Genomic DNA, 25762 nt, shown 5'->3' on the forward strand with positions numbered 1-25762 from the left:
TGCGTCTCCCGGCCCTGAGCAGGCGTCAGCCGTTGCGCGACGGGGTCTGCTTGATGCCGTCGACGACGGCCCGGTCCATGATGGCGCTGGTGTACACCACCGTGCCGGGCTTGATCAGGCCGTCCTGGCCGCTGTTCTTCCGTACCTGGACGGTGCGCTCGCCGAGGAAGACATGGGTCTTCGGGTCGAAGATCCACTCCTCGCGCTGACCACTGCTCTCGTCGAGCCGGGCCACCGCCACCCCGTGCCGGCCCACCGCGTCCACCGCGTCCCGCACCACGACGACACCGGGGATCTTCTCGGCGGCCTTGAACAGTGCCGAGTAGAGCTCCGCGGGCGGGTAGCTCTCGCCGAGCAGGTCCCCGATCGTGGTGAACGCCTCCTGGTCGGGGGAGTTGCCGTGCCCCTTGGTCTCCTTGTAGATCTTGGCCAGCAGTGCGGCGGGGTCGGTGGTGAGCTTGGTCAGGTAGTCGTACGACGGACCGTTGAGGGACGGCTTCGGGGTGAAGCCCCGCTCGTCGGGGAGGTCCAGCGTCTCGCCCTTGGGGTTTTCGTCGTCCGAGGGGTCGATCAGCCAGCCCTTGGTGCCGTCCGGGGACTTCCAGATCTGGCGGCGGTGCAGCTCGTGGGAGGCCGGCGTGGTCTTGCCGTCGACGGTCTTCAGGAAGCTGTCGGCCGACTTGGACTCGATGTAGATGTACTGGCCGGGCTTGACGTCCGGGTGGGACCCGTCGGCCGCCGCCAGCGAGATCTGGTCCAGCAGCTGGGGCACGCCCTTGGTGGTCGCGGCGCCGACCTGTGTGGTCAGGGCAGGGCCGGTGGCCACGCCGCCGTCCCTGACCCCGCCGCCGCCGGACATCGCGGTCCCGGCGACGACCGCCGCCGCGACGGCCGCCGCCATGGCGGGCAGTACGATCGCCGGGCGCGGCAGCCGGAAGCCCCGCCGTGCCTTCGCGGGGGCCGCCCCCGTGCGCTCTTCCCGCTGCGTGTCGTGGATCTGGGCCATCAGACGCTCCCTGTGGAACTGGTGACGGCCCGTCGGCAGGTCACGCGCCGTCCGGGAGAAGAGCTGTGCGCTCTCGTCCCACTCGGCCTGGTCCTGCCGGGACGTGTCCGCGTTCATCGGTTTCCTTCCTGCGCGGGCCGGATCGCGTTTGTGCGTTCGCCTCTTGTCTGTCGGCCGGGACGGCTGTGTTCCCGATTTCCGTGAACTTTCTTGCGCGTCGGCTCGGTTGCGGGGCGGGCGGGTTCGGGCTCGGCGAGCGCGCGCAGCTTCTTGCGGGCGCGGGAGAGCCGGGAGGCGACGGTGCCGACGGCGATGCCGAAGGCTTCCGCCGCCGCCTCGTAGTCCAGGCCCTACCCCAGGCAGAGCGCGATGACCTCGCGCTCCGGTCTGCGCAGGGCGGCGAGCGCGGTCAGGGCCGTCGCGAGCCGCCGCCGGCCGTCGACCCGGTCGGCGACCTCGTCGGCGTGGTCGGGCACCGACAGCTCGGCCGCCGCGGCCGCGCCCGCCGCCGCCCGGTACCGCCGGTTGCTCCGGTACTGGTTGCGGGCCGTGTTGGTGGCGATGCCCAGCAGCCAGGGCCGCAGGGAGCCGCCCTCGGGCTCGACCCGGTCGCGGAGCCGCCATGCCTCCATGAAGGTCGCGGCCATCACGTCCTCGGCCGTCGACCAGTCGGCGGTCAGCCGGAAGGCATGGTTGTAGACCGCGCGGGCGTGACTGTCGAAGAGCTCCGCGAACGCGCTCGACTCCCCGGCCCGTACCCGGGTACGCATATGAGTGCTCACTTCAATGAGCTGTCCGGCACCTCCCACCGGCTTCCCGTGACCTGCGCCACATTCGGTGTCGGCGTGGTCAGCGGCACTTGTGATGATGGCACTTGGGCCGCGGGGCCGGGGCGCCCGGTGTGGGAGCGGCGGTGGGGGCGGTCTTCCTGCCGGGCTTCCCGGGGCGCTTGGCGGGGGGCGCGGAGTGCGTGGGCGAGGGAGAGGGAGCGCCGGGCTCGTCGCTGCCGTGGCCCAGGGGGGCGGGAGCGGGGAAGGCGGTGTCGGGCAGGCCGGTGAGGGCGTCGCGCATGTACTGGGTCCAGATCTCCGTGGGGATGTCGCCGCCGAACACCTTCTGGAGGCCGCCGACACCGACCAGGGACTGCAACTGGGGGTGGGCCGGGTCCTCGCGGAAGAGGAGCACCGAGGTGGCGAGCCGGGGGGTGTAGCCGACGAACCAGGCCGACCGGTAGTCGTCGGTGGTTCCGGTCTTGCCCGCGGCCGTCCTGCCGAGGGCCTGGGCCTTGGTGCCGGTGCCCCGGCTGATGACGCCGCGGAGCACGTCGGTCACGTTGTCGGCGACCGCCGCCGGCAGGGCGCGTACGGGGGCGGGCGTGGTGAAGACGGGCAGTGCGGAGCCGTCGCGGACCACCTTGGTCACCGAGTACGGGGTGCTCTGCATGCCGGAGGCGGCGAAGGTCGCGTACGCGCCCGCCATGCGGATGGCGCTCGGTGTGGAGGTGCCGATGTAGAAGCCGGCGCTGGGCGCGGCGAGGCTGTCCGGCCGCAGGCCGAGGGCCTTCGCCGTGCCCGCCACGTTCTCGTGGCCGACGTCCTCTCCCAACTGGACGTACGGCGTGTTGACCGACTGCTCCATCGCCTTGCGCAGAGTGATGTGGCCCCAGCGCTGAGGGGTGTCGTTGTGCTGGTGGAGGAGGCCGCTGGGGTCCTTGTCGTCGGTGACGTAGTCGCCCTGCTGGTCCTTGATCTTGATGCCGTCGTCGCCGTCGAACTTGCTGGCCGGGGTGATCGGCTCGGGGGCCGTGCCGGGTCGCAGTACGGCTCCGTGCTGGAGCGCCGAGGCGAGGACGATGGGCTTGAAGGTCGATCCCACCGGGACGCCGGTGGTGTCGGCGTTGTCCGAGAAGTGGGCGTGGTCGAAGCCGGGGCCGCCGTAGACGGCGAGGATCCTGCCGGTCGCGGGGTCCACCGAGGCGGCTCCGACCTGGACGTCCCGGTCGACCGACCGGTGGGCCGGGTCGAGGCGTTCCCCCCGCACCTTCGCGACGGCCCTGGCCAGGTCCGCCGTCTTCTTCCGGTCGAAGGTGGTGTGGATCTGGTAGCCGCCCCGGCTCAGGCTGCCGTCGGTGATGGCCGGGTCGTGTGCCTGGACGTACGACCTGGCCAGCTGGACCAGGTAGCCGGTCTGGCCCGTGAGTCCCGAACCGGGGGTCCACTTCTTGGGCGCGGGGAACCCGGCGGCGGCGTACCGTGCCCGCTGCCCGGGTGTCAGCCTGCCGGTGTCGACCATCCGGTCGAGCACCCAGGACCAGCGGGCCTTCGCCTGTGCCCTGGCCCGGGGGTCGGAGTCCGCGTGCTGGAAGAGGCTCGGCTCGTTGACCGCGGCGGCGAGGAAGGCTCCCTGGCTCACGTCGAGCTTCTCCACCGGCAGGCCGTAGTACACGCGGGCGGCTGCCTGGATGCCGTTGGCCTGGCGGCCGAAGAAACAGGTGTTCAGATACCCCTGGAGGATCTGGTCCTTGCTCATGACGGCGCCGATCTTGGTGGAGATCAGCAGCTCCCGGAACTTGCGGGACAGCGTCTGCGACTGGTCCAGGTAGGTGTTCTTCACGAACTGCTGGGTGATCGTCGATCCCGACTGGACGGATCCGCCCTGGGCCATGTGGACGACGGCGCGGGCGATTCCCTCCGGGTCGATGCCGGGGTCGGTGTAGAAGGAGGCGTTCTCCGCGGCGATGAAGTCCCCCCGCACGTCGGCGGGCACCTGCGAGAGCATGACGTTCTGCCGGTTGACGCTGCCGTCGGTCGCCAGGACCGTGCCGTCGGACCAGTAGTAGACGTTGTTCTGGAGCAGTGTCGAGGGGTTGGGGTCGGGGATGGTGACCGTGGCGTAGGCGTAGCCGACGGCCGCCGCCGTGCCGCCGAAGAGCAGCAGGAAGAGCGCCAGGAGCTGGCGCACCGACGGCAGCCAGCGGCGCACGCCCGTCCTGCCTCGGCGCGGGTAGTCGATCCAACGTTTCTGCTGGGGTGCCCGCCTCCTTCGGCTGGAGCTCTGCGGCGGTCGGCGCCGGTGTCCGCTCATGGGCTCGGCTCACTGTCCTCTCAGTACCACTGCGTGGTGTCGTGCGGTGCGGGGGCGGGTGCGGGGGTCGGCGCCGGAGCCGGGGCCCGTAGGCTGCCGTAGCGCTCCATGCGCTGCCATCGCAGCCGTGAGCCCGCCAGGGCGGTGAAGACGGACTGGATCACCACCAGGTACATCAACTGGCGGTAGACGAACTGCTGCAGCGGCAGGCTCCACAGCGGGCCCGGGCGTTCCCCGTCCAGGCGGAACGCGTACAGGCCCATCACGAGCTGCAGCAGCAGAAAGGCCAGCCACAGCCCGACGATCCGGACCGGGTCGAGGAAGAGCAGCCCGTAGAGGGCGAAGATGTCGACGACGGGGGCGAGCAGGGGCAGCAGGACCTGGAAGAGCAGCAGATAGCCCAGGCCCCGGCGGCCCAGCTTTCCGGCCGCGCCCCGCTGGACCAGCGCGCCGCGGTGCTTCCACATCGCCTGCAGGGTGCCGTAGCACCAGCGGTACCGCTGGCGCCACAGGGCGTTCAGTGACGCGGGGGCCTCGGTCCAGGCCCTCGCCCGCTCCTCGTACACCACACGCCAGCCTTCGCGGCACAGTGCCATGGTGAGGTCCGTGTCCTCGGCGAGGGTGACGTCGCTGACGCCGCCGAGGCCGAGCAGCGCCCGGCGGCGGAACGCCCCGACCGCTCCCGGTACGGTCGGCATGCACTCGGCCAGGTCGAACAGCCGGCGGTCGAGGTTGAACCCGACCACGTACTCGATGTGCTGCCAGCGGCCCAGCAGGCCGCCGCGGTTGACGACCTTGGCGTTGCCCGAGACGGCGCCCACCCGGGGGTCGGCGAAGGGCTGCACGATCATGCGGACGGTGTCGGGTTCGAAGACGGTGTCGCCGTCGACCATTACCACCAGGTCGCAGGAGGCCGCGGCGAGTCCGGTGTTGAGAGCGGCGGGCTTGCCCGCGTTCTGCTGCCTGATCACCCGTACCGGCAGGTGGAGCGACTCCACCAGGTCGGCGGTGCCGTCGGTGGAACCGTCGTCCACCACGATGATCTCCACCGGATGGTCGGAGGCGAGGAGTGAGCGCACGGCCGCCTCGATCCCGGCGCTCTCGTTGTACGCCGGGACGATGACGCTGACCGGCTCGGTCACCGGCGGCCCCCAGGAGCGGCTCCGGCGCCTCGTCCGCAGGCGCCGGTGGCGCCGGGCGGCGATCAGGACGACCGCCGCGCGCAGCACGCTGATCGCTCCGGCGGTGTACATCAGCACCCCCAGCAGCCACACGGCCCAGTCACCCGCCCGCAGCAGCTTGATGAGGGCCATTCCCTGAAGACGGTCGCCGAGCCCGGCGCGCTGGACGGGCCCGGCCATGCGGACCGCGGCGCCGACCGTCGCGAACCTGAAGCCCCGCGCCTTGAGCCGCGGAATCAGGGTTTTCAGCGCGGCGACGGTCTGTGACCGGTCACCGCCGCCGTCGTGCATCAGCACGATCTGCCCGGCGTGGCCGTGCGGTGTCGCACGGGCGAGGACGCGGTCCGCACCCGGGCGCTGCCAGTCCTCGGCGTCCTGTGTGGAGAGCACCGTGACATAGCCTGCCGCGTCGGCCTGCTCGAGGACGGACCAGTCGGCGTCGTCCAGCGCGTCGTTCTCAGAGGAGTAGGGCGGTCTCAGCAGTGCGGTGGTGACCCCCGCGGCGCCGGCCACCGCCAGCTGTGTCTCCCGCAGTTCCAGGGAGCGCTGCCATGGGGCAATGCGGGCCAGGTCGGGGTGGGTGAAGGTGTGGATGCCGATCTGATGGCCCTCGGCGACGATCCGGCGGACCAGCTCCGGGTGGGCCACGACCTGGGTTCCGACGACGAAGAACGTCGCGTGCACATGGTCGCGGCGCAGCACGTCCAGGATCCGCGGGGTCCAGACGGGGTCGGGGCCGTCGTCGAAGGTGAGCGCGACGGTACGGTCCTTCACCCCGGCGGTGTGCGGGGAGGTGGCGGCGTCCGCGATCACCGGGCCACCACGGGTCACCCGGCTGGGCACCGCCCCGCTCGGGCCACGGGCACCGGACACGGCGTCCGATGTGATTCCGAACATGTGGTGGGTGTAGCCCTGCAGCAGGAGGGCCGTCGACAGGGTGACCGCGAGCACGCTCAGCAGCAGCCAGTGGGTGCGGGGGGTGGTCCGGCGGGTGCGGCCGTGGCGGCGGCCAGGAGCGTTGCGGCGTCGGCGGTCGGTCACGTTCAAGGGTCTTGGATCACTTCACGGGCTTGTGGGACGAGCCGAGCGCGCGGCCCTTGGAGGCAGGGGTCCGTGCGGGGGCCGGGGTCGTGGTGGGCGCCGTCGTGGGCGCGGACGCGGCTGCCGAGGGGGCGGGGGTCGTCGGCCGGCCGGAGGGGCGGGATGTGTGCTGCGCCTCGGTCGCCCGGGAGGTGTTCCGCGCCGTGACGGGGCGCGTGCTCCCTGCCGAGTGGCTACCTCCGGCGGTGGAGCCGGGCACGGACGCGTGCGGGGCCGGGTGCGTGGAGTGCGACTGCGGGACGAACGGGGCGCTGAGGCCGGGGCCGCCCAGCACGGTGCTGATCAGCAGGGCGACGTAGCCGACGGCGGGGATCAACAGCAGCCGGGCGGCACGGCGCACTCGGCGCTGGCGTCGCCCCGAGGAGTCGACGAAGACGGGACGCTCCGACCCGCTCGCCGTCGTGTCCGGTTCCGGTACGGGGCGGCCGGGTGTGTCGAAGAGGTCCGCGGGCGGCACGGTGAGGACGTCACCGTGGGGGGAGTCCCACATCGTGTCCGTGCCGGCGGTGCCACCGCGGTACTCGTGGCCGTGGGCATACGCGTACCCGAGGCCACCGTACGGATCCTCGCCGTACGCTCCGCCGCTTTCGTCCGTCCACTGCACGAGTCGTGCCCCCTGTCCCGGCCGACCGACGTGGTCGTCCGCATGGAAAGAGCGCACGGGGCCGAAAGTGTTACACCCCTGGCCGGCGCCCTCGGCCTGCCTCAGGCCGGCAGGCGCTTCACCACCGCGTCCCCGCACTCGGCCGTCCGTGCGTAGAACGCCGTCAACTCCCGGTGCGTGGAGGCGAACGCACCCCACGTCTCGGGCTCCGCGGTCACGCCGCCGTAGCGCGGCAGCAGTTCGTCGCGGGCGAACAGCCACAGCGCGTCGAAGTCGGCCATCGCGAGGAACCCGGCCACCCGGCGGGTCTGGGCGGCCGTCAGCACCAGAAGCGACGGTTTGTGCCGGTCGGGGCGGAACACCGGCCGGCCGCCCAGCACCACCTGGGTCTGTGGCCGGCCCTCGGCACACCGCGGGGGCGGGCCGGCGTAGATGCGTTCCTGGTCCAGGTAACGCTGGTCCAGCACCTCTTCGCGGTGCGGGCCGACCCGGTGCCGGACGGTCTCCGAGCCATTCTCGAACAGTCGTTCAAGCCAGGTCGCGCTGTTGCGCAGGGCCGGGGGCGGCACCGCGCACATGCGGAGGTTCGTACTCATGCCAGGAGGAGCGCACGGGGGCGGCGAAGCATTACGCGGCCCGTCGGACCCGTACGCCGAGGCGTATGTGGGGCGGCCGGAACCTCGTGCAGTGGCTGGGGTTCCGGCCGCCCCGGCTCTCTCCGGACCGCCCCTCGGGGGGAGTCGGAAGCGGGCACGGAGAGAGGTCCGGGAGTGGTGGCTCGCGACTCCTGCAGCGCACGGCCGGCGCGAAACGTCACCCGGCGCGGGCACGGTCCCCGGCACGACGGGGCCGTCTCGAACTGCGGCGTCGACCCTCGCGTCGCCAACGGCTGTGCGGCGGGGCGTCGTTGCGGTGCAGCGCGCCGCCGACGACGTGGAGGGCTCCTGAGGTGTTGTGACATTTCTGTGAGGACGGACGCTGGTCACCATGGGGCCGTCGACGCGACCGGAGCGCGGCGGACGGCATGGACTCACTGTGAAACCGGTGCGAACGAGGACAGTTTTGGGCCAGGTACGGCAATCCCGGCGCGTACAGGCGTACGACGGGGAACTGGGCGCGGCGGTCGCGCGGGCCCAGGACGGTGACGAGGCCGCTTTCTCGATCGCCTACCGGATCGTGCAGCCGGGCCTGCTCGGCTATCTGCACGGCCTCGTCGGCGACGACGCGGAGGACGTGGCGTCCGACGCCTGGCTGGTGATCGCCCGTGACCTAGGGCGTTTCAAGGGCGACGGGGCCGGGTTCCGCGGCTGGACGGCGACCATCGCCCGGCACCGGGCACTGGACCATCTGCGCCGGCAGCGCGTGCGGCCCCGGGCGGGCGGGACCGAACAGGACGTACTGGACCTGGCCGGCCCGCACAGCACCCATGAGCAGGCCCTGGAGTCCCTCTCCACCGAGCGGGCCCTGGAACTGGTCCGCGGTCTGCCTCGGGACCAGGCCGAGGCAGTGCTCCTGCGGGTCGTCGTCGGCCTGGACGGTCCCGCTGCCGCACGCGTCCTCGGCAAGCGCCCGGGAGCGGTGCGCACCGCCGCCCACCGGGGCCTGAAACGCCTCGCCCGTCAGCTCGGTATCGGCGGTGAGGCGGACGAGGGTGTGACGGATGAGGCTTCCCGGACGCTGGGTGAGTCGAAATGAACGACGAACGGATCGAACCTGTCGGACACGAACGGATGCGGACATGGGTAAGCGGCTGAGCGGTGGCGGCGGTCCGGGCCGTCGGCGTGCGCGTCCAGGTGGCGCCGCGTCCGGCCCGTGGGACGTACGTGACTCCGCCGCACTGGAAACGGCCCTCGCCGCCGCCCTGCGCGAAGACGGTCTCGCCCCCGAGGCCGAACAGCGGGCCGTGGCCGCCTTCCGGGCCGCCCGCGGCACGCACAAGGCGCGTACCCGGCGCCGGGACGACTGGCGGCTGCCCGCCGAGCGGCGTACCGGGCGCTCGGTGAAGATGACCTTCGGCGTGGTGTTCGCCAGCCTCACCCTGGGCGGTGTCGCGATGGCGGCCATCGGCTCGGTCGGCTCGTCCGCGGACGGCGCCGACGCCGGACGGGGAACCGCGCACCCGTCGTCGACCGCCCCGGGCCGGCCGGGCGGTGCGGCCCCGTCGACGTCCCCCGGCGGCCACGGGCCGACGGACCGCCCGGCCACCGCCAAGGACACCGAAGCGCACTGCCGCGCCTACGAGCAGGTCCAGAACCACGGCAAGGCACTCGACGCGACGGCCTGGCGGCGGCTCATCGCGGCCGCCGGCGGAAAGGACGAGGTCGCCGCGTACTGCTCCGCGCAGCTGGCCCGGGCCACGGCCACGCCGGGCGGCAAGAACAACCCCGGCGCGGGCTCCGCGAACCCCGGCAACGGCACGCCCGGCAACACCGGCACCTCCGGAAACGGAACGTCCGGAAACGGCACGTCCGGAAACGGCACGTCCGGAAACGGCGGGTCGAACGGGGGCAAGGGCAGCGGGAAGCACAAGTAGGGCTCCCGGGCCCCTGACGCGATCGGCGGAGTCTCGCGTGGGCCCTTGTGCCGCTCTCTGCCTACGCTGGTGCCGTTCTCCGCGTGTTGGCCGAAAACCGCACGCCGAGCCGCACGGCAGAAGAGAGCACGTCGATGGCCGCCACCGAACACCGACCGCAGAGCCGGCTGCGGACGTGGATGCTGGAGGGCCTGTCCGACATGGGCAGGCCCGGCGGTCACACCGGCCCGTACGCCGAGCCGGAGCCCCCGCACAAGGGGCAGCGCTGGTACCGGGTGATGTGCCTGACCGGCGTGGACTACTTCTCCACCCTCGGCTACCAGCCCGGCATCGCGGCCCTCGCCGCGGGCCTGCTGTCGCCGATCGCCACGCTCGTGCTCGTCGTCGTCACCCTGGCGGGCGCGCTCCCGGTGTACCGCCGGGTGGCCGAGGAGAGCCCGCACGGACAGGGCTCCATCGCCATGCTGGAACGGCTGCTCTCCTTCTGGCAGGGCAAGCTGTTCGTCCTCACGCTGCTCGGTTTCGCCGCCACCGACTTCCTGATCACCATCACCCTCTCCGCCGCCGACGCCTCCACGCACCTCGTCGAGAACCCTCATCTGACCAGCGCCCTGCACGGCAAGCAGCTGCTGTTCACCCTGCTGCTGGTGGCCCTGCTCGGCGCGGTGTTCCTCAAGGGCTTCCTGGAGGCGATCGGCGTCGCGGTCGCCCTGGTGGTCGTCTACCTCGGGCTGAACGCCGTGGTCGTGGTCGACGGCCTCTGGCACGTGGTCACCGCCGAGCACCTGATCACCGACTGGACCAGCGCCCTCACCACGGAGCACGGCAATGTCTTCGTCATGATCGGCCTGTCCCTGCTGGTCTTCCCGAAACTGGCGCTGGGCCTGTCCGGCTTCGAGACGGGCGTCGCCGTCATGCCGCACGTCAGGGGCGACCCGGATGACACGGAGGAGAACCCGAAGGGCCGGATCCGGGACGCGAAGAAGCTGCTCACGGCCGCCGCGCTGATCATGAGCGTGTTCCTGATCGCCACCAGCTTCATCACCACCGTGCTGATCCCGGCGCCGGAGTTCAAGACGGGCGGGCAGGCCAACGGCCGCGCACTCTCCTACCTCGCCCACGAGTACCTCGGCAACGCGTTCGGCACGGTCTACGACGTCTCCACGATCGCCATCCTCTGGTTCGCGGGCGCCTCCGCGATGGCCGGCCTGCTCAACCTGATGCCGCGCTACCTCCCCCGCTACGGCATGGCCCCGCACTGGGCGCGCGCCGTCCGCCCGATGGTCATCGTCTTCACCCTCATCGCCTTCCTGGTCACCTGGATCTTCGACGCCAGCGTGGACGCGCAGGGCAGCGCCTACGCCACCGGTGTGCTGGTCCTGATGTCCTCCGCGGCGATCGCGGTGACCATCGCCTCGCGCAAGGCCCGGCAACACGGCTGGACCACCGGCTTCGCGGTCGTGTCCGCGGTCCTGCTCTACGTCACCGTCGCCAACGTCATCGAACGCCCCGACGGTGTGAAGATCGGCGCCTGCTTCATCGTCGGCATCATCCTGGTCTCGCTGCTGTCCCGGCTGGCCCGCGCCTTCGAGCTGCGCGTGACCCACGTGACGCTGGACGACATGGCGCAGCGGTTCGTCCGCGACATGTCCCACCGGCGCATCCGCTTCCTCGCCAACGAGCCCGGCGAGCGGGACAAGGCCGAGTACCGCGACAAGATCAACCAGATCCGGGCCGACAACGACCTGCCGGAACAGGAGGACTTCGTCTTCGCCGAGGTCACCGTCACCGACCCCTCGGAGTTCGAGGCGGAGCTGACCGTACGCGGCGAGGTGCTGCACGACCGCTACCGCGTCCTGACCCTGGAGTCCTCCTCCGTCCCCAACGCCCTCGCCGCCCTCCTCCTGCACGTCCGCGACACCACGGGCTGCATCCCGCACATCTACTTCGAGTGGACCGAGGGCGCCCCCCTCGCCAACTTCCTGCGCTTCTTCCTCTTCGGCCAGGGCGAGGTCGCCCCCGTCACCCGCGAGGTGCTGCGCGAAGCGGAACCGGACCGCGACCGCCGCCCCCGCGTCCACACCGGCTGAAAATCAACGTCCGCGTCAGGACCCCGTCAAGAGCCGACCTCATTGCGTCAGAAGACCGTCAGCGCCCTTCGCCCAGGGGCACGATGCCGCCTAGCGTCGAAGACATGCGAGGAAGCGGAACGGGCGACGGCCCGGTCACCGACCGCCACTGGCCCGGCAGCGCCCGGCTCGCGGCGAGCTGCGCCCTCGCCTTCTTCGCACTGACCGTCCTCGTCGACTGGGACGCGGGCACCCTCACCGTCGCCCGCGCCGCGCTGTGGCTCGCCCTGTCCGCCGCCGTCTTCGCCGTCCTGCTGCCGCAGCGGGTCAGCGCGGGCCGCGGCTGGCTGATGACACGCGGCCCGCTCGGCCGACGGGTGGTACGGACGGACGCGCTGGTGTCCGTACGGCAGTCCGGCGGCATCACCACCCGCCTCGTCCTGCGGGACGCCCACGGCGGACGCCTCGAACTCGACACCCGCGTGCTGGCCGCCAACCCCTTCCTGTGGCACGAACTCGACACCGGCCTGCGCCGCTCCGTGCACCGGGGCACCCTGCTGCACGGCGAGGACGCGTTCCGGCGGCTGGGCGAGCGGATCGACACCGAGACGGCGCGAGCGGTTCTCCGGGCGTCCGGGCTGTCGTAGGCCGGACGCCCTGAAGCGTGCCGCGCCTCAGGTGGTCGCGGTGGCCCTCACCAGGTTCAGCTCGCGGACGATGCGGTCGAGGTCGGCCGGGGCGGCGGCGAGGCGGACCGTGCCGCCCGCGTCGTCGAGTTCGGCGATGTGCCAGCTTCTGGGCACGGTGTCGCCGTCGCTGCCCCGGGCGCGGCGCACGGTTCTCAGGGCGAGCCGCTCCACCGGGATGCGTTTCGCGGCGAACCTGCCCGGACCGGGGGTGACCGCCGGCGGGCCGTCCCCGAGGGCGATGTGGGTGCCGAAGCCGTGCGGGTTGTAGTCGGTGTGCTCCAGGAAACGGGCGGCCAGGAAGACCTCGTGCGCTTCCCGGTCGGTGGACTGCGCGCTCGCCGCGGCCGGTTGGGGCGTACGCACACGCGTGGTCCGCCAGGCCCAGGCGAGGAGGGCGAGGGTGGCGAGGGAGCCCGACGCGGCCCAGGTGAGCGCGACGGGAGAGGTGAACAGAGTGGTGGGGTGGAGGTAGCAGAGCGGCAGCAGCCACAGGGCGGTGCCGACGAGCGCGCCCGCGAAGGGCAACTCCGAAGGGAGGACCTCGTCGTCGGGCAGCCGGCGCCCGCGCAGCCGCAGCAGCACCTGGGCGGCGGGGTAGCCGGCGGCGAGGGCGAACACGGCGGCCATGGCGGCCACGTCCCCGGCGCCCGGAACGTGGTCGTGCCACACGTAGTGCGCCCCGCTGACCTCCCGCACCTCACCGCGCCAGACGGTCAGTTCGACCCGGTCACCGGGACGGAACCCCTCCGCGGCCTCCCGGGACACCGCGACCCGGGCCGTCGGCCTGCCGTCGGCGAAGTACAGCCAGCTGCTCTTCTTCGGCCTGTTGGCGTCGGTGCGCGCGATCACGGCCGGCACGGTGGTCAGACAGTCGGCGCGCGCCGAGGCGGGCGTCGCCGCGGTGCACGGGCGGGCCGACCGCCAGGCCTGTTCCGCCGACGCGGCGTCCGGCACGAACCACGCGGCCACCCCCGCGCACACCAGCAGCAGCGCGCTCACGCTCAGCGATCCGGCCCAGCCGCGCCCGGCCGTGCGGTTCGAGACGACGGGGACGTGGCCGGACTCCGGGGCTCCGTGCCGCCGGTGCAGTGTGCGCAGCGCTTCCAGCGTCGCGTCGAACTCCGGGTCGTCGGACGACCCGCTCCACGGCAGCGGCAGGAGCCGCTTGCGGCCGTCACGCAGCGCCAGGCCGACGCGCCGGGAGACGGGGACCCTGGGGTTCCTCCCGTACTTCAGGTACACCCGCAGGCCGGCGACGTCCCCCCAGGGCACGCTCCGGGTCCCCCACAGCGTGCGGATCCGCAGCCCGTACGCGTCGGCGCTCACCCGGGCGGTGGCCCAGTGGAGCGCCATGACGCCGATCAGCGCCAGCAGCAGGCCGGCGATCGGCCACCCGTCCACCAGCCCGCCCGCGTACGCCAGGCGCACCCCGGCCAGGGCCGCCCCGGCCGCTCCGAGGACGACGAGGGACCACAGCATGCGCCGGCGCGAGGGAAGACAGGTCACTTCCCGGACATCGTTCATGAACGGGAGCCTGACACCGGCGGGGCCGCGCCCGCTTGTGCTGTGTCCGGCAATGTCCCGGCCCTCGACATTGCCGACGGCAGGCCAGGGCCTGTCCGGCGGATCAGGCCGCAGGAAATGGGCGGTGCCCCATCGGTGCTGGTGAGCGGGGCGAATGGGGGTGCCCCCGCGCGAGCTGGTTCGAGCGTGGGGGAGTCGGCAACCGACGACAACGCCGCAGGTGGGGGTGCCAAGCCCCGTGTCTGCGGCATGTCCGCCGGACAGGCCCTAGCTGGCCTTCTTGGCCGGGTCGGTGCCCCGGTGGTCGACGACCGCGCGTTCCATGACGGCGGTGACACCGGCGAGGGTGGTGGGGCGCGGCTCCTTCTTCCGGTCCTTGGTCATGTACGAGCGGGCGCCCAGGTAGGCGAGGCTGTGCTTGTCGAAGATCCAGACGTCGCGGATCACGGACCTGGGGTCCTCGCGGGTGATGCCGAGGCCGTGCCGGCCGGCGGCGTCGGTGACGTCGGGGAGCTCGGTCACGCCGGGAATCTTCGCGGCGGCCTTGTAGAACGCGGCGTTGTTCGCGGCGGGCATGACCGTCCCGCTCAGCAGGTCACCGATCTTGTCGAAGGCGGCCTGGTCGTGCGACTCGGTCTCGTCCGCCTTCGTCTTGGAGTAGATCAGGCGGAGCAGGGCGTCGGGGTCGGTCGGGAGGGAGGCCAGCCACTTGTAGGTGGGACGGTTCCAGCCCGCCGGGACGGGGGTGCCGCCCTCCTCGATGGGGATCGTCTCACCGGGCATCACGGCGTCCTTGCCGGTTTCCTTGAGCCACCCGGCGGTCTTGACGGGTGCGGGGTTCTGCACCGTCCATTCCTCCGACGTGTGCAGGGCGCCGAGCTCCACCGGGCCTTCGAACGTGCCCTTGTTGGCGCGGAGCAGCGTCTTGACGTAGACCAGCTGCCCGTCCTTCACCGGGCTGGTGTCGGTCTCCATGGCCGCCGCGGCGATCCGGCCGAGGGTCACGGACGCGTGGTTGGCCCGCGCCGGGCCCGCGGTGGCCGTCCCGCCCTTCGGGGTGGAACCGTCTCCCCCGGCGAGGGTGACGACCAGCGCCCCGGCCAGTGCCATCGACGCGGCGGGCAGCAGCACCGCGGGGCGCAGCAGTGTGCGGCGGCGCGGTGCGGCCGCACGCGGGGAGGGGGTCAGGTCCTGGTCGATGCGCTGCATCAGTACGTCCTTGTGGTGGAGGTGCCGGTTCCGGGGGAGGTCCCATTCGGCCGGGGCCGACAGCAGCTCCTCGGCCTCGCTCCGGGCGGAGCCGGCGCGGGGCAGGTCGTCAGCGTTCATGGGGTTTCCTCCTGAAGGAACAGGGCCGCGAAGGCGGCCTCACTCTCCATCTCTCCGCGCGGCCGGGGTGGTTCCGGTTTCTCTCGGTCGGGTTCACCGGAGGCACTGAGCCGGGCCAGCCGCGCGCGGGCCCGCGACAGCCGCGACCGTACGGTGCCGACCGGGATGCCGAGGGCCTCGGCCGCCTGCTGGTAGTCCAGCCCGGAGGCCACGCACAGGGTGAGCACCTCCCGGTCCTGGCGGCGCAGCCGGCGCAGCGCGTCGTGGACCAGCGCGAGCCGGCGGGCGTCGTCGATGCGGCCCGCCGTCTCGTCCGCGAAGTCCTCGACCGGCCGGGGCTCCGGGCTGCGGGCCAGGAAGGCGAGCCGGCGGCGTACCCCGCGGTTGGCGTTGCGTGCCTTGTGCGTGGCGATGCCGAGCAGCCAGGGCTTGAGCGAGCCGCCCTCGGGCTCCACCGTCCCGCGGGCCCGCCAGGCGGCGAGGAAGGTCTCGGACATCGCCTCCTCGGCCTCCGCCCAGTTCCCCGTCAGCCGCAGGGCGTGGTTGTAGACCGCCCGCGCGTACTCCTCGTACAACTCGGCGAAGGCTTCGCGGTCCCCTGCCCGTATGCGCGCACGCACTGACTCTCCTCGTTCCGGTTGCCGCCTCACATCCGGTACTCACCGCGGACCACGGGGAGTTCCCGTGCTCTGCGTCACACGACGCCCGGTGGGACGCCTACTTGATCAGCCCCGCCGCCCACTCCGCCCACTCCCGCCGCATGGCGTTGAACCGCAGGCCGAACTCCAGGACGATCCGGCCGTAGACCGAGAGGTCGTCCTCGTCCCAGTCGATGGAGTCCACCAGGTGGCGCAGCTCTTCGTGGACCTGGTCGGAGAGCTCGACCAGGTCGGTCAGGTAGGCCCTGGCCTGCTCGGGGGGCAGGACGCCGAGGAAGAAGACGCGGAGCAGGACGTCGCTGCGGACGGTGCGCTGCGGGCGGGTCTCGGTCAGCCAGTGCCGCAGTTCGGCCATGCCCTCGTCGGTGAGGGCGTACTCCTTGCGACCGCGCGGACCTTCGGCCGACACCGTGATCAGGCCGGTGTCCGCGAGCCTGGTGAGCTCCGTGTAGATCTGGCTCTGGGTGGCCGGCCAGACGTTGGCCAGCGACGTCTCGAACAGTTTCAGCAGGTCGTAGCCGCTCGCGGGGCGCTCCGAGAGAAGGCCGAGCAGCGCGTGTCGAAGGCTCATGCCCACACCATACATTCCAGCATTGACATGTCACCCGTGGACCTTCTAGTTTTGACATGTCAGAAGAGAAAGCCAGCGGGAGAACACAAGCCCGGCACGCAACGCCGAAACGGAGCGACACCCTCATGTCCTACCTGCGCACCTTCCTCCCGTGGATCGTCTTCGCGGTACTGCCGTCCGGCAGCTGGCAGTGGGGCGCGCTCGCCGCCCTGGTGGTCGCGGTGGCGCTGATCGCCCAGCAGATGCGGGCCGGCACCGGGTTCGACGCGCTGATCATCGAGCTGGGCTCGGCGGCCTTCTTCGCCGTACTGGCCGTCATAGCCTTCGCCGACCCGCACTCGGGCGTGCACGACTACTCCGCGGCCCTCTCCTCCGGCACCCTCGCGGTGATCGCCGGGATCTCCCTCGCCGTCGGCAAGCCGTTCACGCTGGGCATCGCCAAGCGCACCACCCCGCGCGAGGTGTGGGGGCTGAAGCCGTTCATCCGGACCAACGTCGTCATCACCGCCGTGTGGACCGCCGCCTTCGCCGTGACCGCCGTCGTCCTCGCCGTCGTGGCGCACGCCGGGAACGCCCACTCGACCCCGGCCACCCTCGTCCAGATCGCCGGCTTCGTCGTCCCGATGCTCTTCACCGTCCGCTACGTCGCCCACGTCCAGGCCAAGGCCAAGGCCCAGCAGCTCGCCGGCTGACGGGACGCCCGGTCGGTTACTTCTCGTCCGTGCCCTCGGTGGGGCGGGTGCGGCCGACCTCCGGCAACTCGTCCTGCTGGGCGCGGATGTGGAGTACGTCGCCGATGAACAGGTCGTACACCAGCACGCCGATGACCCCGCCCACGAGCGGTCCGACGATCGGGATCCAGAAGTAATAGCTGAACCATGGGCCGTCCCCCGGCAAGGCCAGACTCTGCCAGCCGGCCAGCCAGGTCAGCAGGCGCGGGCCGAAGTCACGGGCGGGGTTGATGGCGTAGCCGGCGTTCGTCCCGTAGGACATGCCGATGGCGGCGACCACGAAGCCGATCACCAGGGGGCCGAGGTTCGCCTGCACCGCCGTGTTGCGCAGGTCGACGATGGCCACGACCAGCATCACGAGGAAGGCGGTACCGACGATCTGGTCGATCAGCGGTCCCCAGACACTGCCGTGGAAGTAGGGCGCGGGGAAGGTGGCGAAGATCGAGAACGTGGCGAGCGTGTGCCCGTTGGTCTTCGGCGGTTTCGAGGCGGCGTCGAAGGCGTTGATCGCGTCGTGGTAGACGGCGAAGACCAGGGCCGCCCCGGTGAAGGCGCCGACCAGTTGGGACAGCCAGTACGGGAGGACTTTGGCCCAGGCGAACTTGCGGCGCACCGCGAACGCCAGCGTCACGGCCGGGTTGAGGTGGGCGCCGCTGACCCCGCCGGCCACGTAGATGCCGAAGACCACGGCGAAGGCCCAGCCCCAGGTGATCAGCAGCCAGTCGCCGGCGGCGAGGAAGATCGTGGTGGGGGACTCCGTGCGGCCCGAGCCGGGCAGTCCGGCGACGGCCACGGCCACGGAACCGGCTCCGAACGAGATCAGGACGAACGTCCCCAGGAACTCCGCCATGCATTCGCCCAGCAGGCCCCCGCGGCGTCTGAGCGTGGAGGGTTTGATCAGGGGAGGTATTTCCACAGCCATATCGGCCCCCTCAGTGAGAGCATCCGGCCACACAACCGATCACGAAACCGGCCTTTCCCCATCGTCACGCATGAACGGGACAACGGACACCGGAGGGGATTCGGGGGACATTTCACCGGAGCGGACGACTACGCGGGCCACCCGCGAGCACGGCCACGCTCACACGGGGACCGCCCGAACCGTCCCGGCAGGGGGCCGGGGCCTGGTGGGGAAGACGGGGGCTGGCTGGGAAAGCCGAGGCCCGGTGGGGGAGCCGAGGCCCGGCGGGGGAAGCCGAGGCCCGGCAGGGGAAGCCGAGGCCCGGCAGGGGAAGCCGAGGCCCGGCAGGGGAAGCCGAGGCCCGGCAGGGGAAGCCGAGGCCCGGCGGGGGAAGCCGAGGCCCGGCGGGGGAAGCCGAGGCCCGGCGGGGGAAGCCGAGGCCCGGCGGGGGAAGCCGAGGCCCGGCGGGGACCTCGTGGCCCGGCGGGGAAGCCGAGGCCCGGCGGGGACCTCGTGGCACCCGGCCAAGGGAGTCGTGGCGGAGGCGGGCGCCGACGGATCCCGGTCCCCGCCGGATCAGGCCTGCGGACGAGCATCGACCCCGCCCCGACCGGCCCACCCGCGCAACCGGCCCCGGCCGCAGCCCGACGAGCCCGCCATCGCCCCGTGCCGGCGGGCCCACCCCCGCCGGATCAGGACCGCATGCGCCCCGAGCCGACCGGTCCCCACGTCACAACCGGCCCCGGCATCGCCCCGCGCGGCCTCGGGTCAGGAGTGTGTGTCGCCCGAAGCGGCCGGGGCGGAGTGTCAGGGCGCGAGGGTGCGGTCGTGCTGGGCCGCGGTGATGGCGCGGACGGCGCAGACGCCTGCGACGGCGGCGGCGACGACCGACGCCTCGGAGGCCAGGAGGGGCCAGACCCCGGTGTAGGCGCGCTCGATGACCTTGTCCGTGGAGTCCGTGTACAGCAGGCCGACGCCGCTGACCATGCCGACCAGCCAGAACCCCCACCACACGTTCAGCGAGCGCGGCACGGGCCGCCCCGGGACGCTCTTCTCGTAGGCGTCGGCGAGGATGCCCCGCGGCACCCAGAAGTTCATGACGGGCACGATCCACCCCAGGTAGACCCAGAACCCGGAATAGCGCGGCGGCTCGGGCGAGAGGGCGCTCGCGTTGTCCCGGACGCGCCACATCCAGGACACGAACGCCAGCGCGCAGATCAGCGCGGCACCGTCCCCCAGCGCACTGACGAGGTGGTACGAGTCCTCGAGCGCGGTCAGCTTCCGGTGCACGCCGTCCCCCTGGTCCGGCGGCCCCGACGCCGGCTCCCCGGCCAGGGAAAGCCGCACCTGCCACACACCCCGGGCGGCCCAGGCGGCCCCCGCGAGCAGCAGCCCGCCCACGGCACACCACTGCGCCGCCCGGTCCGACCGCAGACCGGCGGACTGCTCCATGTAGTCGTCGTTCACCTGGGCATCCTGTCCTACGACCTTTTGTTTACGCCATGTCAGACGACGAAATGCGGGCCGTGGTCACGAGGCCGCGGAAGGAAGATCACGCGTGCGGTGGTACGCCGTACGGATGACCCGGCATGCGCGAGAGCGGTCGCGGTCCTTGACTGGACGGGAGAACGGCGGGGGCCAGGACACGGACGGAGTGCGCAATGACGGGTCTGACGGCTGTACGGACAGGCGCGGTGCTGACGCTCGTCGCCTGCCTGGGCGCGGGGCTGGGCGGTTGCTCGAACGGCAGCACCTCCAGCACCCCCACGTCCGCGGTCAGCAAGGCGGCGTCCTTCGCCTCGCAGGGCGCGTCGGCGCTGGCTTCGGCGACCGCCGAGGCGGGCAACAAGCTGAACGAGGTGAAGGGCGGCATCAACGCCAAGGACGCGGTGACCCTGGGCACACCGGCCTCGGCATCCGACGGCCGTATGACGGTCGACCTCACGGCCGTCAACAAGGCGAGCTCCACCAAGTCCTTCGCCGTCCAGGTCAACTTCACGGACAGCAGCGGGAACCTCCTGGACACGACCGTCGTGACGGTCTCCGACGTGGCTGCCGGAAAGTCGGGCAAGGCGACGGCCCAGAGTCACCGCAAGCTGACGGGACAGGTGAAGACGGTGGTGGCGCGGGCGCTGCGGTACTGAGGCGCCCGGCCACCGGTCGGCCCGCGGCCGGCCCCGCGGCTCAGGCCATCCAGAAGAAGACCGCCGTCATCCGCTTCTCCTCCAGCGTCCTGCCGAAGTAACCGCTCGCGCTGTGCACGAGGTTGGCGTTGTAGAGGAGCAGACGGTTGTACTTGTGGGGGACGCGCACGTCCTCCTCGAAGGCGTCCGGCGCGACGAACCGGGTGCCGAGGGCCTCGACGAGGTTGTTGTGCGGGGCCTGGACGACATTGCCGCCGAGGCGTCCGCCGGGCATGGACTGCCGGTAGAAGCCGGTGCCGCAGTCCTTGGGCACGCCCGGGTTGAGGTAGAGCACGGCCGCGTAGCGGCACAGGGCACGCGAGTCGGTGTGCGGCCGGGGCTCGCTCTCCCCCTCGCCCACCACCTGTACGCAGTTGTGGTTCAGGGTGCCGCCGCCGGGCGCCTGCTGCACCCACAGCTCCCGGGCGCCCGTGGCCTTCTTCACCAGCCGCTCGATCCGCGCCAGCTCGCCCGGCTCCAGCCCCGGCATGGCCCGCAGTCCCGGCCAGGTCTCCTGCGTGTACGGATATCCCTCGACCCAGTCGTCCTTGGCGAGACACCGCTGCCGTACGGCGTCCACGTCCGGCAGGACGTCGTCCAGGACCCAGTAGTCGCGGCCCTTGGTGGGCTTGCGGTAGGGAAGCACGGGGAGGGGGGCGGCGGCCCGCGCGGGCCGTCCGGGCCGTGGTGACATGGACATGCGGCGAACGTATAGCCGGGGCCCGTCTGGACTCTCCCCACGACTGGTCAATGTTCGGTCAACGGAAAGGGGTTCGACCAGCGGAAAGCCGGGCCGTCTCGGCGACTCCCCGAAATTTTTGCCGAAACCATAGAGTCATCCGGCTTCCCCGTCCGTACTCCAGTGCGTCCGAACCTCTCGCCTCGGCGGGTGGGATCCACTACCGGGCAGGAGGCACGGTGCGCTTTTCGCGAAACGCGACGGGAACTCTCTTCGTGGGCGGGGCCATGGCGGTGACGCTTGTAGCGATGGCCTACCCGAGCATGCTCGGGGTGTCCACCGTCTCCAGCGACCAGTCCCGGGTCATCGCCAACACCCAGTGGGGCCCGCTGACGGAGGGCGACCGGGACTTCGTGGTGAAGGTGCGGGCGGCGGGACTCTGGGAGTACCCGGTCGGCCAGATCGGGCTTCAGAAGGGCCAGTCGGCGGCGGTCAAGACGGCCAGCAACCACCTGATCGACGGCCACGCCGCGCTGGACGTCTCCTGCCGCAAGATCGCTCCCCTGCTGAACATCACGCTGCCCAACATCGCGAGCCCCCAGCAGGAGGGCTTCGTCACCCAGCTGAAGAGTGACAGCGGCAAGCAGTTCGACGTCGACTTCGCCAACATCCTGCGGATGACGCACGGCTCGATCTTCAACACCATCGCGAAGATCCGCTCCACCACCAAGAACTCGCTGGTGCGCGCACTCGCCGACCAGGCCAACGACACGGTTCTGGACCATATGACGGTCATGGAGAAGACGGGCGACGTCGACTTCGACACGACCCTCAACACGCAGACGAACCCGCCGAAGATGCCGGCCACCATGCTGACCCCGCCCGCTCCGCCCGCCGGGCAGCCGCAGGTGGTGCTCACCGCACCGCCGACCGAGACGTCGACCGCACTGGACCTCAGCGGCCTGGGCGTCGGCTCGGCCCCCGCCGCCGGCCCCTCCCCCAGCGCGTCGGGCGGCTAGTGCCGCGGCAGGCAACGTTTGCCCGTCAAGGAGCGGCGTCCGGTGCGTGCTCTCGGCGTGCCGGGTGCGAGCCCTCGTACTGGATGTACTTGGGCTTGTGCCCGGTGCGGCGAGAGTGCGTGCCGGGCGTCGCGACGGGGCGAACGTTGCCTGTGGCGGCACTAGGTCCCGTACGGCGGATCAGGCCGCAGGAAGTGGGCGGTGCCTCATCGGTGCTGGTGGGCGGGGCTTGGTGCGTCCAGCTGCAAGGCGGAGGGAGTCGGCAACCGACGACAACGCCGGTGGGGGCACCGCCCGCTCGAGCGAAGTCGAGAGTGGGGGAGGGCGTGCCAAGCCCCGCGTCTGCGGCATGATCCGCCGGACAGGCCCTAGGCCAGCCACACGGTGGTGTCGGGCGGCAGGTCGCCTTCGTCCGGCACCGGCGCGCTGCTCAGCAGTACCTCCCCGGGCGGCAGCGGTACCGGCTCGTCGCCGAGGTTGGTGACGCACCGCCAGCCGTCCGAGCGGGCGAACTGAAGGACGCCGGCGGGTGCGTCCGGGGCCCAGGCCAGCGACTCGCCCTCGATGAGTTTGCGGCGCAGGCGCAGGGCCCTGCGGTAGAGCTCCAGGGTGGAGCCCTCGACGCCGTCCTGGGCCTGGACCGCGTACGCGGCGAAGGCCGGCGGCTGGGGCAGCCAGGCACCCGCCGCGCCGAAGCCGTACGACGGGCCGTCAGTCGTCCACGGCAGCGGTACCCGGCAGCCGTCGCGGCCCTTGCGGACGTGGCCGCTCTGTCCCCAGATCGGGTCCTGGAGGACCTCGGTGGGCAGGCCGGCCACCTCGGGCAGACCGAGTTCCTCGCCCTGGTAGACGTACGCGGATCCGGGCAGGGCCAGCATCAGCAGGGTCGCCGCCCGAGCCCGGCGCAGGCCCGCCGCGTCGTCGATCCCGGGTGCCCGGCCGCCGGAGAGCAGCCAGGCGTTGTCGTCCGTGCCGGGCGGGAGCATCAGCCGGGAGGGGTGGCGTACGACGTCGTGGTTGGACAGGACCCAGGTGGCGGAGGCCCCTGCCGTGCGGGCCGTGCGCAGCGAGTCGGTGATGACGCTGCGCAGCTCGTCCGCTCCCCAGCCCGCTTGCAGGTACTCGAAGTTGAACGCCTGGCCCAGTTCGTCCGGGCGGGCGTACAGGGCGCGGCGGGCGTCCGGGACCCAGGCCTCGGCGACCGCCGTGCGGGGCGGGGTGTAGGCGTCGAAGATCTTGCGCCAGTCGCGGTAGATCTCGTGGACCTCGTCGCGGTCCCAGTAGGGGTGGCTGCCGGGCGGTACGTGTTCCAGGGACTCCTCGCCGGTCGGGCCGAGGTCGCCGAGTTCGGCGAGATCGCGGAGCGGTTCGGTGAGGTCCTTGGCCAGGCCGTGGGCGACGTCGACACGGAAGCCGTCGACCCCCCGGTCGGACCAGAAGCGCAGGGTGGTGCGGAAGTCTGCGCGGACCTCCTCGTTGTCCCAGTTGAGGTCGGGCTGCTCGGAGGCGAACAGATGGAGGTACCACTGGCCGTCGGGGACCCGCTGCCAGGCGCTGCCGCCGAAGACCGACTGCCAGTCGGTGGGCGGGAGTTCGCCGCTCTCGCCCCGGCCGGCACGGAAGACGTAGCGGTCGCGGGCGGCGGAGCCGGGGCCGGCGCGCAGCGCCTCCTGGAACCAGGGGTGCAGGTGCGAGGTGTGGTTGGGGACGATGTCGACGACGACCTTCAGGCCGAGCCGGTGGGCCGCGGCGACCATGGCGTCGAAGTCGTCCAGTGTGCCGAGGCGGGGGTCGACGTCCCGGTGGTCGGCGACGTCGTAGCCGCCGTCGGCGAGTTCGGAGGGGTAGAAGGGGCTCAGCCACAGGGCGTCGACGCCCAGCGCGGCCACATGGGGCAGGCGCTCGGCGATGCCCCGGATGTCGCCGAGCCCGTCGCCGTCGGCGTCGGCGAAGCTGCGGGGATAGACCTGGTAGACGACGGCCTGGCGCCACCAGTCGGGGTTCCTGGACGAATGGTCGGTCACAGTGGCTCCCTTGGAAAGGACGACAGGGGAGAGCCTGTCCACATTGCCGGGAAAGCGAACCTTCACACTCTGCGGAGTAGATCATTCCCAGTGTGGCGAAGTTGTGTTGAGCGCCGAACTCCCCTTGCTACAGCGCAGGTTGACAGGGTTCTGCCGGTCGACCCACCATGTGCACACGCTGTGGCGCATGTGACCGATGGGCCCGGTGTCTTCGACCTGCTTCGGCCTGCCGCGGTCCGCTTCGCGCTGCCTGAAGCACTCTCAGAACTCCTGATGGGATACACATGTCCATAGCGAGCCGTGCCACCACGCGCCGCCTGCTGGGGACGGGCGTCGCGACGCTCGCCCTCTGCGCGGCCTCCGTCGCCGCCGCCTCCGCGGCTCTGGCCAACGACGCGCCCGGCGGCGACGGCTGGAAGTCCGGCGGCACCTACAAGCCGGGGACGGGCGCGGGCACGGAGACCGGTACCGACCGCTGCCAGTTCTCGCTCGACGGCACCAGCTTCTACGACTCGGTGAAGGTCGACGACCAGAACCTCAAGCCCACCGAGGACGGCAAGGTCCACGTCAAGGTCCGCACCGCCGGTGACGCCTCCACCTGCACCGCCTCGCTGGCCTCCTACCTCGCCCACGGTGCCTCCTTCAACACCTCCGGCGAGCAGGTCTTCGTCGACTTCGACACCGTGACCGTCAAGCCGGGCCAGACCGACTCCCTCGACATCGCGGTGCCCGACGCGGGCTGCTTCGCGCAGATCGACCTGTACCGGGGCGCGGTGAAGTTCGACGGCAAGCTCGACGCCAAGGACGGCTTCGAGCACGGCGACCTGCCCAAGGGCCCGGATCACCCGGTCATCAAGGACAAGCTGATCGCGGCCTGGAACGGCGGCACGAAGGAGTGCGCCTCCACCGAGTCCGCCACGCCGACCCCCTCGGCGCCGGAGTCCGCCCCGGCCCAGCCGTCGACGCCGGCCAAGGGCAGCGACACCCCGACCCCGAGCGCCTCGGAGTCGAAGTCCACCGGCACGCCGACCCCGTCCGCCTCCGAGTCCACCCCGGCCGCGGCCCCGACGCCCGACGGTGGCGGCGGCGACCTCGCCGAGACCGGTGGCGGCAGCAGCTCCGGCATCCTCGCCGGAGGCGCGGCGGTGCTCCTCGCGGGCGGCGCGGCCATCGTCGTCGCGACGCGCCGCAAGCGGACCGCACGCGGCTGACCCTTCCAGGGGGCCGGGGCCGCTCAGTCTCCGTCGGCCGTGCAGTGCTTGAGCAAGCCCTGAACCTCCGTGTCCACCACCCGGTACCTGACCACCCGTCCCTCCTTCTCGCCCTCCACGACCCCCGCGGCCCGCAGCAGCCTGAGCGCCTGCGACACCGCGGGGTCGTTCATTCCGGTGGCGATCGCCAGGTCGGACACGGCGAGCGGGCCGGTGCGGTGCAGGGCGAGCAGCAGAGCGAGCCGCTTGGCGTCGGCGAGCAGGGAGAAGCGGTCGGCCCAGGCGCGCACATGGCCGGGTTCGCCGATCGCGGCGATGGCGTCGCACACCCGGTGACCGTCGATGGTGCGACGGTCCGCGCGGTCGGCAGGCACGAGATGCATACCGCCATGTTCGCAGGCGCCCTTCTGTGATCTTCCATACCTGCGCAGGTACGCAGCTATGCAGACGACCGCCCGCGCCCCTACGGTGGGCGGGCCGTGGTGCTCGGGAAGTCGATGCGATGTCGACGCGGCCCTCGCCACTGTGAATCGGGGAGTTCCCGTCCCGTCCGGCACCCGCCGGGCCACTGGTCGTACGACCGGGAAGGCAGGGACGGCGGACGCATGACCCGAAAGCCAGGAGACCGGCCACGGCAGCTCACGAAGTGATCCACGAGGTGCTG

22 protein-coding genes, 1 pseudogene and 1 riboswitch are annotated in these 25762 nt (G+C 72.0%); of the genes and pseudogenes, 8 read left to right on the forward strand and 15 right to left on the reverse strand.

Annotated features, from left to right (window positions below; all coding sequences use genetic code 11):
- Positions 1–25 precede the first annotated feature (25 nt).
- From ABZ915_RS09465 to ABZ915_RS09490, 6 genes and pseudogenes are all read right to left on the reverse strand, one after another.
- A complete protein-coding gene (locus tag ABZ915_RS09465; protein ID WP_361798486.1) occupies positions 26–1123 on the reverse strand; it encodes a CU044_5270 family protein in 1098 nt (365 codons plus the stop codon).
- A pseudogene (locus tag ABZ915_RS09470) lies at positions 1120–1776 on the reverse strand (RNA polymerase sigma factor). The gene ABZ915_RS09465 and the pseudogene ABZ915_RS09470 overlap by 4 nt, the downstream one beginning before the upstream one ends.
- Before the next feature lie 79 nt (positions 1777–1855).
- On the reverse strand, positions 1856–4090 hold the full coding sequence (locus ABZ915_RS09475; protein ID WP_361798489.1) for a transglycosylase domain-containing protein: 2235 nt from the start codon (positions 4088–4090) through the stop codon (positions 1856–1858).
- Positions 4091–4110: 20 nt separating this feature from the next.
- Complete coding sequence (locus ABZ915_RS09480) at positions 4111–6312, reverse strand: bifunctional polysaccharide deacetylase/glycosyltransferase family 2 protein (protein WP_361798492.1); 2202 nt, start codon at positions 6310–6312, stop codon at positions 4111–4113.
- A gap of 16 nt (positions 6313–6328) precedes the next feature.
- Entirely contained in the window at positions 6329–6976 is a 648-nt protein-coding gene (locus ABZ915_RS09485; protein ID WP_361798495.1) for a hypothetical protein, read from the reverse strand.
- Between the two features lie 101 nt (positions 6977–7077).
- Positions 7078–7572 carry a DUF1877 family protein gene (locus tag ABZ915_RS09490; protein ID WP_361798498.1) on the reverse strand — a complete coding sequence of 165 codons (495 nt, stop codon included), beginning with the start codon at positions 7570–7572 and terminating at the stop codon, positions 7078–7080.
- Between the two features lie 466 nt (positions 7573–8038).
- Between ABZ915_RS09490 and ABZ915_RS09495 the strand changes: the two genes are divergently transcribed.
- The 4 genes from ABZ915_RS09495 to ABZ915_RS09510 all read left to right on the forward strand — a co-directional run bounded on the left by ABZ915_RS09495 (position 8039) and on the right by ABZ915_RS09510 (position 12225).
- A complete protein-coding gene (locus ABZ915_RS09495; protein WP_361799448.1) occupies positions 8039–8671 on the forward strand; it encodes an RNA polymerase sigma factor in 633 nt (210 codons plus the stop codon).
- Positions 8672–8714: 43 nt separating this feature from the next.
- On the forward strand, positions 8715–9509 hold the full coding sequence (locus ABZ915_RS09500) for a hypothetical protein (RefSeq protein WP_361798501.1): 795 nt from the start codon (positions 8715–8717) through the stop codon (positions 9507–9509).
- 134 nt (positions 9510–9643) lie between these two features.
- Complete coding sequence (locus ABZ915_RS09505; RefSeq protein WP_361798504.1) at positions 9644–11599, forward strand: amino acid transporter; 1956 nt, start codon at positions 9644–9646, stop codon at positions 11597–11599.
- A 104-nt stretch (positions 11600–11703) separates the two neighbouring features.
- Complete coding sequence (locus ABZ915_RS09510; RefSeq protein ID WP_361798507.1) at positions 11704–12225, forward strand: hypothetical protein; 522 nt, start codon at positions 11704–11706, stop codon at positions 12223–12225.
- 27 nt (positions 12226–12252) lie between these two features.
- On the opposite strand, the gene ABZ915_RS09515 is transcribed toward ABZ915_RS09510, so the two are convergent.
- The 4 genes from ABZ915_RS09515 to ABZ915_RS09530 form a co-directional block, all read right to left on the reverse strand.
- Positions 12253–13791, reverse strand: coding sequence for a PH domain-containing protein (locus tag ABZ915_RS09515; protein ID WP_361798510.1), 1539 nt, complete (start codon positions 13789–13791; stop codon positions 12253–12255).
- A gap of 267 nt (positions 13792–14058) precedes the next feature.
- Entirely contained in the window at positions 14059–15120 is a 1062-nt protein-coding gene (locus tag ABZ915_RS09520) for a CU044_5270 family protein (RefSeq protein ID WP_361798513.1), read from the reverse strand.
- Complete coding sequence (locus ABZ915_RS09525) at positions 15117–15740, reverse strand: RNA polymerase sigma factor (protein WP_361798516.1); 624 nt, start codon at positions 15738–15740, stop codon at positions 15117–15119. Before ABZ915_RS09525 ends, ABZ915_RS09520 begins: the two co-directional genes overlap by 4 nt.
- Positions 15741–15837: 97 nt before the next feature.
- Positions 15838–16350: a PadR family transcriptional regulator gene (locus ABZ915_RS09530; protein ID WP_361798519.1), complete on the reverse strand. Its 513-nt coding sequence runs from the start codon at positions 16348–16350 to the stop codon at positions 15838–15840.
- A 125-nt stretch (positions 16351–16475) separates the two neighbouring features.
- Here ABZ915_RS09530 and ABZ915_RS09535 point away from each other — a divergent pair, with 125 nt between their 5' ends.
- Entirely contained in the window at positions 16476–17042 is a 567-nt protein-coding gene (locus ABZ915_RS09535; protein WP_361798522.1) for a hypothetical protein, read from the forward strand.
- A gap of 16 nt (positions 17043–17058) precedes the next feature.
- Here the strand turns inward: ABZ915_RS09535 and ABZ915_RS09540 are convergent, their stop codons facing one another.
- On the reverse strand, positions 17059–18003 hold the full coding sequence (locus ABZ915_RS09540) for an MIP/aquaporin family protein (RefSeq protein ID WP_361798525.1): 945 nt from the start codon (positions 18001–18003) through the stop codon (positions 17059–17061).
- A gap of 786 nt (positions 18004–18789) precedes the next feature.
- Positions 18790–19434: a DUF4328 domain-containing protein gene (locus tag ABZ915_RS09545; RefSeq protein WP_361799451.1), complete on the reverse strand. Its 645-nt coding sequence runs from the start codon at positions 19432–19434 to the stop codon at positions 18790–18792.
- Between the two features lie 209 nt (positions 19435–19643).
- Here ABZ915_RS09545 and ABZ915_RS09550 point away from each other — a divergent pair, with 209 nt between their 5' ends.
- Positions 19644–20126: a hypothetical protein gene (locus tag ABZ915_RS09550; RefSeq protein WP_361798528.1), complete on the forward strand. Its 483-nt coding sequence runs from the start codon at positions 19644–19646 to the stop codon at positions 20124–20126.
- Between the two features lie 40 nt (positions 20127–20166).
- On the opposite strand, the gene ABZ915_RS09555 is transcribed toward ABZ915_RS09550, so the two are convergent.
- Positions 20167–20859: a DUF6445 family protein gene (locus ABZ915_RS09555; protein WP_361799454.1), complete on the reverse strand. Its 693-nt coding sequence runs from the start codon at positions 20857–20859 to the stop codon at positions 20167–20169.
- A gap of 260 nt (positions 20860–21119) precedes the next feature.
- Between ABZ915_RS09555 and ABZ915_RS09560 the strand changes: the two genes are divergently transcribed.
- Complete coding sequence (locus tag ABZ915_RS09560) at positions 21120–21863, forward strand: DUF4142 domain-containing protein (RefSeq protein ID WP_361799457.1); 744 nt, start codon at positions 21120–21122, stop codon at positions 21861–21863.
- Between the two features lie 368 nt (positions 21864–22231).
- Here ABZ915_RS09560 and ABZ915_RS09565 read toward each other — a convergent pair whose 3' ends face one another.
- Positions 22232–23887 carry a glycoside hydrolase family 13 protein gene (locus tag ABZ915_RS09565; RefSeq protein ID WP_361798531.1) on the reverse strand — a complete coding sequence of 552 codons (1656 nt, stop codon included), beginning with the start codon at positions 23885–23887 and terminating at the stop codon, positions 22232–22234.
- A gap of 284 nt (positions 23888–24171) precedes the next feature.
- Between ABZ915_RS09565 and ABZ915_RS09570 the strand changes: the two genes are divergently transcribed.
- Positions 24172–25098 carry an LAETG motif-containing sortase-dependent surface protein gene (locus ABZ915_RS09570; RefSeq protein WP_361798534.1) on the forward strand — a complete coding sequence of 309 codons (927 nt, stop codon included), beginning with the start codon at positions 24172–24174 and terminating at the stop codon, positions 25096–25098.
- Between the two features lie 23 nt (positions 25099–25121).
- Here the strand turns inward: ABZ915_RS09570 and ABZ915_RS09575 are convergent, their stop codons facing one another.
- Positions 25122–25481: a metalloregulator ArsR/SmtB family transcription factor gene (locus ABZ915_RS09575; RefSeq protein ID WP_361798537.1), complete on the reverse strand. Its 360-nt coding sequence runs from the start codon at positions 25479–25481 to the stop codon at positions 25122–25124.
- A gap of 80 nt (positions 25482–25561) precedes the next feature.
- Positions 25562–25747, forward strand: a riboswitch (cobalamin riboswitch).
- Positions 25748–25762 lie beyond the last annotated feature (15 nt).

Source organism: Streptomyces sp. NPDC046915 (genome assembly GCF_040644935.1).
GTDB lineage: Bacteria > Actinomycetota > Actinomycetes > Streptomycetales > Streptomycetaceae > Streptomyces.

What these genes read in the sequence shown, in the direction of transcription:
- ABZ915_RS09465 (WP_361798486.1), bottom strand. Translation starts at nt 1,123, where the DNA reads ATGAACGCGGACACGTCCCGGCAGGACCAGGCCGAGTGGGACGAGAGC.
- ABZ915_RS09475 (WP_361798489.1), bottom strand. Translation starts at nt 4,090, where the DNA reads ATGAGCGGACACCGGCGCCGACCGCCGCAGAGCTCCAGCCGAAGGAGG.
- ABZ915_RS09490 (WP_361798498.1), bottom strand. Translation starts at nt 7,572, where the DNA reads ATGAGTACGAACCTCCGCATGTGCGCGGTGCCGCCCCCGGCCCTGCGC.
- ABZ915_RS09500 (WP_361798501.1), top strand. Translation starts at nt 8,715, where the DNA reads ATGGGTAAGCGGCTGAGCGGTGGCGGCGGTCCGGGCCGTCGGCGTGCG.
- ABZ915_RS09505 (WP_361798504.1), top strand. Translation starts at nt 9,644, where the DNA reads ATGGCCGCCACCGAACACCGACCGCAGAGCCGGCTGCGGACGTGGATG.
- ABZ915_RS09510 (WP_361798507.1), top strand. Translation starts at nt 11,704, where the DNA reads ATGCGAGGAAGCGGAACGGGCGACGGCCCGGTCACCGACCGCCACTGG.
- ABZ915_RS09515 (WP_361798510.1), bottom strand. Translation starts at nt 13,791, where the DNA reads ATGAACGATGTCCGGGAAGTGACCTGTCTTCCCTCGCGCCGGCGCATG.
- ABZ915_RS09520 (WP_361798513.1), bottom strand. Translation starts at nt 15,120, where the DNA reads ATGAACGCTGACGACCTGCCCCGCGCCGGCTCCGCCCGGAGCGAGGCC.
- ABZ915_RS09530 (WP_361798519.1), bottom strand. Translation starts at nt 16,350, where the DNA reads ATGAGCCTTCGACACGCGCTGCTCGGCCTTCTCTCGGAGCGCCCCGCG.
- ABZ915_RS09535 (WP_361798522.1), top strand. Translation starts at nt 16,476, where the DNA reads ATGTCCTACCTGCGCACCTTCCTCCCGTGGATCGTCTTCGCGGTACTG.
- ABZ915_RS09540 (WP_361798525.1), bottom strand. Translation starts at nt 18,003, where the DNA reads ATGGCTGTGGAAATACCTCCCCTGATCAAACCCTCCACGCTCAGACGC.
- ABZ915_RS09545 (WP_361799451.1), bottom strand. Translation starts at nt 19,434, where the DNA reads ATGGAGCAGTCCGCCGGTCTGCGGTCGGACCGGGCGGCGCAGTGGTGT.
- ABZ915_RS09550 (WP_361798528.1), top strand. Translation starts at nt 19,644, where the DNA reads ATGACGGGTCTGACGGCTGTACGGACAGGCGCGGTGCTGACGCTCGTC.
- ABZ915_RS09555 (WP_361799454.1), bottom strand. Translation starts at nt 20,859, where the DNA reads ATGTCACCACGGCCCGGACGGCCCGCGCGGGCCGCCGCCCCCCTCCCC.
- ABZ915_RS09570 (WP_361798534.1), top strand. Translation starts at nt 24,172, where the DNA reads ATGTCCATAGCGAGCCGTGCCACCACGCGCCGCCTGCTGGGGACGGGC.
- ABZ915_RS09575 (WP_361798537.1), bottom strand. Translation starts at nt 25,481, where the DNA reads ATGCATCTCGTGCCTGCCGACCGCGCGGACCGTCGCACCATCGACGGT.